General features: G+C 62.4%; 7 protein-coding genes. 4 read left to right on the top strand and 3 right to left on the bottom strand.

The genetic code is table 11. The annotated features are described in order from the left end of the window. The first annotated feature begins 79 nt into the window (after positions 1 to 79). Positions 80 to 850 carry an IS5 family transposase gene (locus tag DEIPI_RS36355; RefSeq protein WP_084473885.1) on the top strand — a complete coding sequence of 257 codons (771 nt, stop codon included), beginning with the start codon at positions 80 to 82 and terminating at the stop codon, positions 848 to 850. On the opposite strand, the gene DEIPI_RS0102060 is transcribed toward DEIPI_RS36355, so the two are convergent. Continuing rightward, on the bottom strand, positions 810 to 1,190 hold the full coding sequence (locus tag DEIPI_RS0102060; protein ID WP_027480686.1) for a hypothetical protein: 381 nt from the start codon (positions 1,188 to 1,190) through the stop codon (positions 810 to 812). The genes DEIPI_RS36355 and DEIPI_RS0102060 overlap by 41 nt on opposite strands. 69 nt (positions 1,191 to 1,259) lie before the next feature. On the opposite strand from DEIPI_RS0102060, the gene DEIPI_RS27785 reads away from it, so the two are divergent. Then, positions 1,260 to 2,036 carry a tyrosine-type recombinase/integrase gene (locus DEIPI_RS27785; protein WP_052351577.1) on the top strand — a complete coding sequence of 259 codons (777 nt, stop codon included), beginning with the start codon at positions 1,260 to 1,262 and terminating at the stop codon, positions 2,034 to 2,036. A 106-nt stretch (positions 2,037 to 2,142) separates the two neighbouring features. After that, entirely contained in the window at positions 2,143 to 3,543 is a 1,401-nt protein-coding gene (locus DEIPI_RS37230) for a PIN-like domain-containing protein (protein WP_169737003.1), read from the top strand. 403 nt (positions 3,544 to 3,946) lie between these two features. Here DEIPI_RS37230 and DEIPI_RS0102045 read toward each other — a convergent pair whose 3' ends face one another. Beyond that, positions 3,947 to 4,306 carry a VOC family protein gene (locus tag DEIPI_RS0102045; protein ID WP_027480684.1) on the bottom strand — a complete coding sequence of 120 codons (360 nt, stop codon included), beginning with the start codon at positions 4,304 to 4,306 and terminating at the stop codon, positions 3,947 to 3,949. A 92-nt stretch (positions 4,307 to 4,398) separates the two neighbouring features. Then, positions 4,399 to 4,641 (bottom strand): hypothetical protein, encoded by a 243-nt coding sequence (locus DEIPI_RS0102040; protein WP_027480683.1) that lies wholly within the window; start codon positions 4,639 to 4,641, stop codon positions 4,399 to 4,401. 267 nt (positions 4,642 to 4,908) lie between these two features. On the opposite strand from DEIPI_RS0102040, the gene DEIPI_RS27780 reads away from it, so the two are divergent. After that, entirely contained in the window at positions 4,909 to 6,768 is a 1,860-nt protein-coding gene (locus DEIPI_RS27780; RefSeq protein ID WP_052351576.1) for a glycosyl transferase family protein, read from the top strand. Positions 6,769 to 6,807: the final 39 nt, after the last annotated feature.

Here is a 6,807-nt window from a genome sequence, read left to right as displayed (position 1 = left end):
TCCCCTTGCCCTCCTGCCTGCCTTGACAACCAACATGGTTGCTCAAAACTCCTTCAGGGCGTGATGCCACGCTGAAGACGTGGAACTGACCGAGCCGCAGTGGAAAGTCGTTGAACTTCTCTTCCCACCGCCCAAAGCGACCGGCCACCCTCGCCAGGACGATCGCCTCGTCCTCGAAGGCGTCCTGTGGGTCCTGCGGACCGGTGCACCTTGGAAAGACCTCCCTCGCCGCTTCCCGCCGTACCAGACCTGCCACCGTCGCTTCCAGCAGTGGGTCCGCTCTGGACTGCTCGACCGCATCTTGCAAGCGCTGTACGAAGACCTCGTCGAAAGGGGGCAGGTCAAGTTCGACGAGTGGTTTATCGACGGTTCGTTTGTTCCGGCGAAAGGGGGGGCTCTGCTGTCGCTTACGGTCCCCGAGGTAAGGGGAGCAAGATCATGGCAATCGCGGACCGCCATGGTCAACACGAACGCTGTGCACCTCGCCCCTGCTGCGCCGCATGAGGTTACCCTGGTCCACCGCACTCTCGACGCTACCTTCGGCCTCGATCATCCCGCTCGACTGATCGGAGACACCGCGTACGACAGCGACCTGCTGGATGAGCAACTGGCGGCCGAGGGCATCGAGATGATCGCCAGGAATCGCAAGAACCGGACCAAGACGCAGGATGGGCGGCCGCTTCGCCGGGCGAGGCGACGGTTCGTGGTGGAGCGGTTGTTCGCATGGTTACAGCGGTTTCGGCGAGTGGTGGTGCGGTACGAACGATTCGCGGAGAACTACCTGGGGATGGTCCAGCTGGCCGCGATGGTCATTCTTCTTCGTCGCTGTGGCTCGGATTCAATTGGGTGAGCTTGCGGAGGCGGCGAACTTCTTGCACGAGGGTGAGGACGTCTTCGCGGGCATGAGCGATGAAGATGGCGTTCCCGTCACACTCGTCTTGGTAGACCAAGCGAGGCTTTTGTAGACAGGTGATGGCGACAACTCGCTCATCGTCGATCTGGCCTTCCGCAAGCAACGTGACGTCTCGGCCATCGTCGACGTACAACTCACCTTCCAGGAGGCCACGGGGATCAAGCCCAACGTACGTGGCGCTCATGTAGTGCTCGTCGTCGGTGAGGATGGGATACCACTGCCCGGGCGTCGTCTTACGTGCGCGTGCCTCAATGGCCTCCAGCTGCTCGTCAGTCATGCCTGCCAGTTTGCCTGACCTTAAACGGCCAGACCGCTCACACTCCGAGGTTTTGAGACTGGCTCATCTGTGTCCGTCCGAGGGAAGGTCTTTCAGCACCTCAGGGCAGCGTTTGAGGAAGCCATCGAGCAGGAGCTCATAGCAGTCAATCCCGCTCGCGCGATCCGCATTAAGGCGACGGCTGCGAGCGAGGACAAGCGCGAGCGCGCCACAGACAAGGCGCTGAGCGAGGACGAGATGCTGCGCTTCCTGGCGGCTGCGAGCGGCGATGCTATGCACCCCCTCCTCTACCTGATGTTCTCGCTGGGCGTGCGGCGCGGTGAAGCGCTGGGCCTGCGCTGGCGTGACGTGGACTTCACCACGGGCGCTATCCGCATCACTCAGCAGGCTAAGACGGTCAAGAACTCCGTCGTGATCAGTCCCCTGAAGACGAAGGGCTCACGTCGAACGCTGGACGCCTCGCCGGACCTTCTGGATGTGCTGCGCGAGCGCAGGCAGACGCAGCACGAGCAGCGCGACGTGCTGGGCGATGCATGGACAGACATGGGCCTCGTCTTCACCACGTCGCTGGGCACGCCCATCCATCCTCGCAACGTCAACCGCTCGATTGACCGTCTCTGCAAGCTCGCCGGAGTGCGTCACTTCAGCTCGCATGCTGCGCGCCACACGATGATTTCTAACCGCCTGCGTGAAGGCGAGAAGCTCGAAGTCGTCTCAGTCATCGCGGGGCACGCGCGCCCGAGCATCACGAGCGACCTCTACCGCACGGTCTTTGAGGACGAGAAGCGCGCGGCGGTGTACAGCATTGCTGAATTGCAAGCCCGAAAAGCCAAATTTACGGCATAAGCCAGGCGACAAGTGCGCTACAAGTGTTTTGGCGCGCGCTTGCCTACCGCTGTGACCCTGAGTCAAATCCGTCCTCGACCCCAACCTACCAAGAAGGACATAACGGATGTCGCAAAAAAAATCTGATCCTAGTGACGAATCGATTCTTCGCCTAGAATTCGTGTTTCCCGATGCGAGCAGTATATTTCAGATACAATCTAAGTCAGCAGAGCATGTCAAAGATTCATGCATCGTTGTTCTCGATACCAACACACTTTTAGTTCCTTATACCGTTAGTGCCGAAAGCCTTTCAAACATCGAGCGCACTTACAAACATTTAGTGGCGTCGCAGCGTCTATTTGTGCCCGCACAAGCAGCACGGGAGTTTGCTGACAACAGAACCACGAAATTGACTGAGTTGCATTCCAACCTAGTAAAGCGGCAGCAGATAACCCTAAACAAAGAAAGGTATCCTCTGCTTACAAAATTTTCCGAGTACTCCGACTTAGCAAAAGCAGAAAAAGATTTAGAATCTGCCATTAAAGAATACAAGCTGAAACTCTCTTCACTAGAAAAGCTTGTTGAAGGTTGGACATGGAACGACCCGGTAAGTGAATTGTACAAAGAAATTTTTACGTCTTCCGTAGTCACCGAATTGACTTTGGATCGAGCGGCTTTACTCAATGACCTTGATCGACGACAACGCCTCAAAATTCCACCTGGGTACAAAGACGCCTCGAAGGACTCCAATAGCGCTGGCGACCTAATCATTTGGCATACCATACTTCAGATTGGACAGACACTAAAAAGAGACATGATTTTCGTTTCAAGCGACGACAAGCCAGATTGGTTTCATAGAAGCTCAGGAAGAAGTCTGTATCCACGATTCGAATTGGTTTCGGAGTATTTCGAAAAGTCAGAGGGGCGCAATTTTACAATTGTAAAACTGTCCGCGCTACTGCAGTTATTTGGCGCAGAAGAAAAAGTGGTGCACGAAGTAGAGGATAAAGAGGAGCATCTAGCAGTACAGAGGCAAAATTACCTTGACGCCAATGATCTATTAAGTAGTAGGTCCTGCGAAGGTGCGTTGGTAAAGTATTATGGTTCAAAATATACCGGGTATTATTTGGCTTACACGCACATGAACACGAGAGCTCCGCAAATAGTTTTCCGAGGCTCTCAAGATGGTACAAACCGTGAAGTAGGCGTGGGATACGTTTTTATAGATAACCTAAGCACACCATTAGACGATGTAGGAAACGTAATAACCACAATGCTACGTAGCCTATGGATGTATGAACACTTCGATGCAGACCAATCAAATCCAAGGCTCTGGCCAGCAGAAGTTGCAGCAGTTACACGGCAAGCCTACGCTCATATTGTGGCTGATTCTAGCCGAGGAGCTAGAGTTTTGGCTTCTTATGTGCGCGATAATATATCTTTACCTCCCCGCATGTCGGTCTCAGTTGGACATCTCGGCGAGTCCGGAAATTATATCGAAAATGCACACATGGTGGACGATCGCTAGCAAGCTCATCTATCAGCCTACAATATAAACGTAGTGCGGAAAATATGCCTTTTGTTATCCTGCAGAGCCTCACACTTCTGAAGCACTAACATTATCAAACCCTGTGGGCTCAACAGGACCTCGAAAACGCGCGAATCGGCAACTGCTACGCTTAACTGCAACCCGTACTGCAACGGTTCGAGTGCAGTACGGGTTGAAAGAGGACGAGCGAGCGCGAATACTACGTCTGGGGGCACGAATCGGAGTCAGAGCTAACGAGCCGAGACGGGCAAATCGCACTTTGCAAGCGGAGGGTCAAGAGTTCGAATCTCTTTGCCTCCACCAACGAGAGGGCCGCGTCCGGACGCGGCCCTCATTGCATCGTCTGCGGGACACCGGGAACACCTTCCGGGGTCGCGCCGCGCTACCGCAACTCGCGCATGAAGTGCTGCACCTCGATGACGAAGCCGCCCGGCGTGTCGAAGTAGAACGTCCACCGCCCGTGGTCCTCCTTCGGCGCCTCGGGCGTGAAGCCGTCCGCGACGAGCCGCGCGTGGACCTCGTTGACCTCCTCCACGGAGGGTCGGGTGAACCCGACGTGGAAGAGGCCCGGGTAGGCGACGTCGTCCTGCCGGAAGAGCGAGACGAGCGCGCCGCGATCGTCCCGCATGAACGCCATCTCCGGCGTGACGAGGCGGGTCCGCCGAAGGCCGAAGTAGGTCTCCAGCAGGGCCACCGTCGCGGGAACGTCGGTGACGGCGAGGTTCACGTGGTTGAGTTCCATGTTCCGCCAAGCCTAGCGCAAGGTCGTGTCGCGCGGCCGTCGCCCACCACGACGAGCGCCCGCCTCACGGCGGGCGCGGTGGGCAGGCGCGTCTACTCGCGGTTCTTGGCGGGTTCGCCGGGGATGTCGTCGCCGGACTTCTTCCCGAGCGTCGTGTCCTCGTCGGGGAAGGTGAAGTCGTTGCCGGCCTCCTCGGGGATGGCGCCGCCCTGACGTTCGTCCTCGTTGCGGATCTGGTGGACCTGCGAGTCCATCTGCTCCTGCACCATGCCCTCGTGGGCCGAGTAGCCCTGACGGTGCGGCGTGCTGCTGGGTTTGTTCGGTTGGTCGGCCATGTTCGGGCTCCTTTCGGGTGCTGCGGTGGCCGCGCCTTGTGAGCGGGCCGTGGTAGGGACAGCATGCGCCACGCGTGCTGAGGCCCCGCGTTGGGGGCCATGAAGCGGCCTTGCGATGGGTCACATCGCGCGCCACCACCCTGCGTGGGTGGACCATGAACGTCTCGTGGGGATGGGTTAACGGCGCGTCAGGTTGACGGTGCGACAGTGAGGGCGCATGAACAACTCATTTCGTGGACCTCTGATCACTCCGGGGAACGGGCGACCGTGACGGCCCTCGTGACGGTCCTGCTGGGCGCGGTGCTGGTCCTCTTCATCCTGTCGAGCTTCGACGATCTGGTGCTGGACGTGGTGTACCTGCTCTCGCGGCGAGCGGTGAGGGCGTCGAACGTGCCCGCGTCCGTGCTGCGCGAGGACCGGCCCCTGCGGCTGGCGGTCCTGGTGCCCGCGTGGCGGGAGGCGGGCGTCGTCGGGGAGATGCTGCGCGCCACCCTGGACCTCGCGGATTACCCGCGCGGGCACGTGGAGGTCTTCGTGGGGATCTACCCGAACGACGACGCCACGCGCGCCGACGTGGAGGCGGCGCGCCGGACGCACCCGAACGTGCACGTCGTGGTGAACCCCAGGCCGGGTCCGACCTGCAAGGCGCAGAACCTCAACGTGCTGCTCGCGGCGGTGGGGCGGTACGAGGAGGAGCGCGGGGAGCCCTTCGAGGGCATCTGCGTGCACGACGCGGAGGACGCGGTCCATCCGTTCACGCTGCGGCTGTACAGCGCGCTGCTCGCCCGGCACGACGCGGTGCAGCTGCCCGTGCTGGCGGTCCGGGAGGCGTTCTCGTGGCGGCGCGCTCCCGGCTGGCTGGTGTCGCGGACGTACGCGGACGAGTTCGCGCAGCGGCACCTGCACGAGGTGCCGGTCCGCGAGCATCTCGGGCTGTTCGTGCCGGGCGCGGGGACGGGCTTCGCGCTGCGGCGCGAGGTGGTGGCGTGGCTCGCGGCGCGGGGTCCGGTGTTCGACGAGTCGAGCCTCACCGAGGACTACGAGCTGACGTGGCGGCTGTGGCATCACGGGTTCGGGGTGCACTTCCACGTGCAGCGCGCCATGCGGGTGGACGACCGGGGGCGGACCCGGGTGGAGCTCGTGGCGGTGCACGAGCGCTTCCCGACGGGGCTGGGCGCGGCGGTGCGGCAGAAGGGCCGCTGGACGTACGGCATCTGCATGCAGACGCCGACGACGCGGCACTGGCGCGAGCTGTCGTGGTGGGACCGGCTGGCGCTGTGGCACGACCGCAAGGGGAAGTACACGAACCTGCTGCACCTCGTGGGGTACCCGGCGTCGCTGTACGGCGTGCTGGCTCCCTCGCTGGGCTGGCCTTCGGGCAGTGGGGCGGTGCTGGTGCCGCTCGCGACGACGGTGCTGGCCCTCACGGCGGAACGCCTCGTGATGCGCTTTCTCGCGGTGCGGGAGGTGTACGGGACGGGCGAGGCGCTCCTCGGGGCGGCGTTGCCGCCGCTCGTGCCGCTGAGGTGGCTCGTGGCGAGCGTCGTGAACACCCTCGCGGCGTTACGGGCCTGGCGTCTGCACGCGGGCGCGGTGGCGCGCGGCACGCCCCGCTGGGACAAGACGGAGCGGCGCTCGTACGTGCCGGAGTCGCTCCTGCGGGCGTTGCGCTGCCGCCTCGGGGACCGACTGCTGTTCCTCGGCGAGGTGGGCGCGGACGCGCTGGGGCGGGCCGTGCGGACGGGGGACGGGCGGATCGGCGAGCGGCTCGTCGCGCAGGGCGCGCTGGACGAGGAGACCGTGGCGCGGCACGTGGCGGGTGGGCGCGGCGTGCCCTGGGTGGACCTGAACGAGGAAGCCCCGGACTTCGCGCTCGTGCCGATGGACGCGTCGCGGCGCTGGCTGCTCGCGCCGCTCTCGCGGCGGGCGGGGGCCGTGGTGGTGGCGTCGCCGCTCGTCGTGGACGAGGAGGCCTGGGCGGGCGCGGTGGCGACGCTGGAGCCCCTGCTGGGCGCGCCGGTGGTGGGAATGGCGGCGTCGCGGGCGCAGGTGCTCGCGGCGTTGGAGGCCGCCACCGAGGCCGCCCGGCCGGGCGAGGTTCCGCGCGTGCCGGGGTGGGCTTCTTGAGGCGCGCGCTGCTGCTGCTGGCGTGCGCGCTGAGCGTGG

The organism is Deinococcus pimensis DSM 21231, assembly GCF_000519345.1.
Classification (GTDB): Bacteria; Deinococcota; Deinococci; order Deinococcales; family Deinococcaceae; genus Deinococcus_A; species Deinococcus_A pimensis.
The sequence above is the reverse complement of the archived record's forward strand: the minus strand, read 5'-3'. Positions and strand labels throughout refer to the sequence as shown.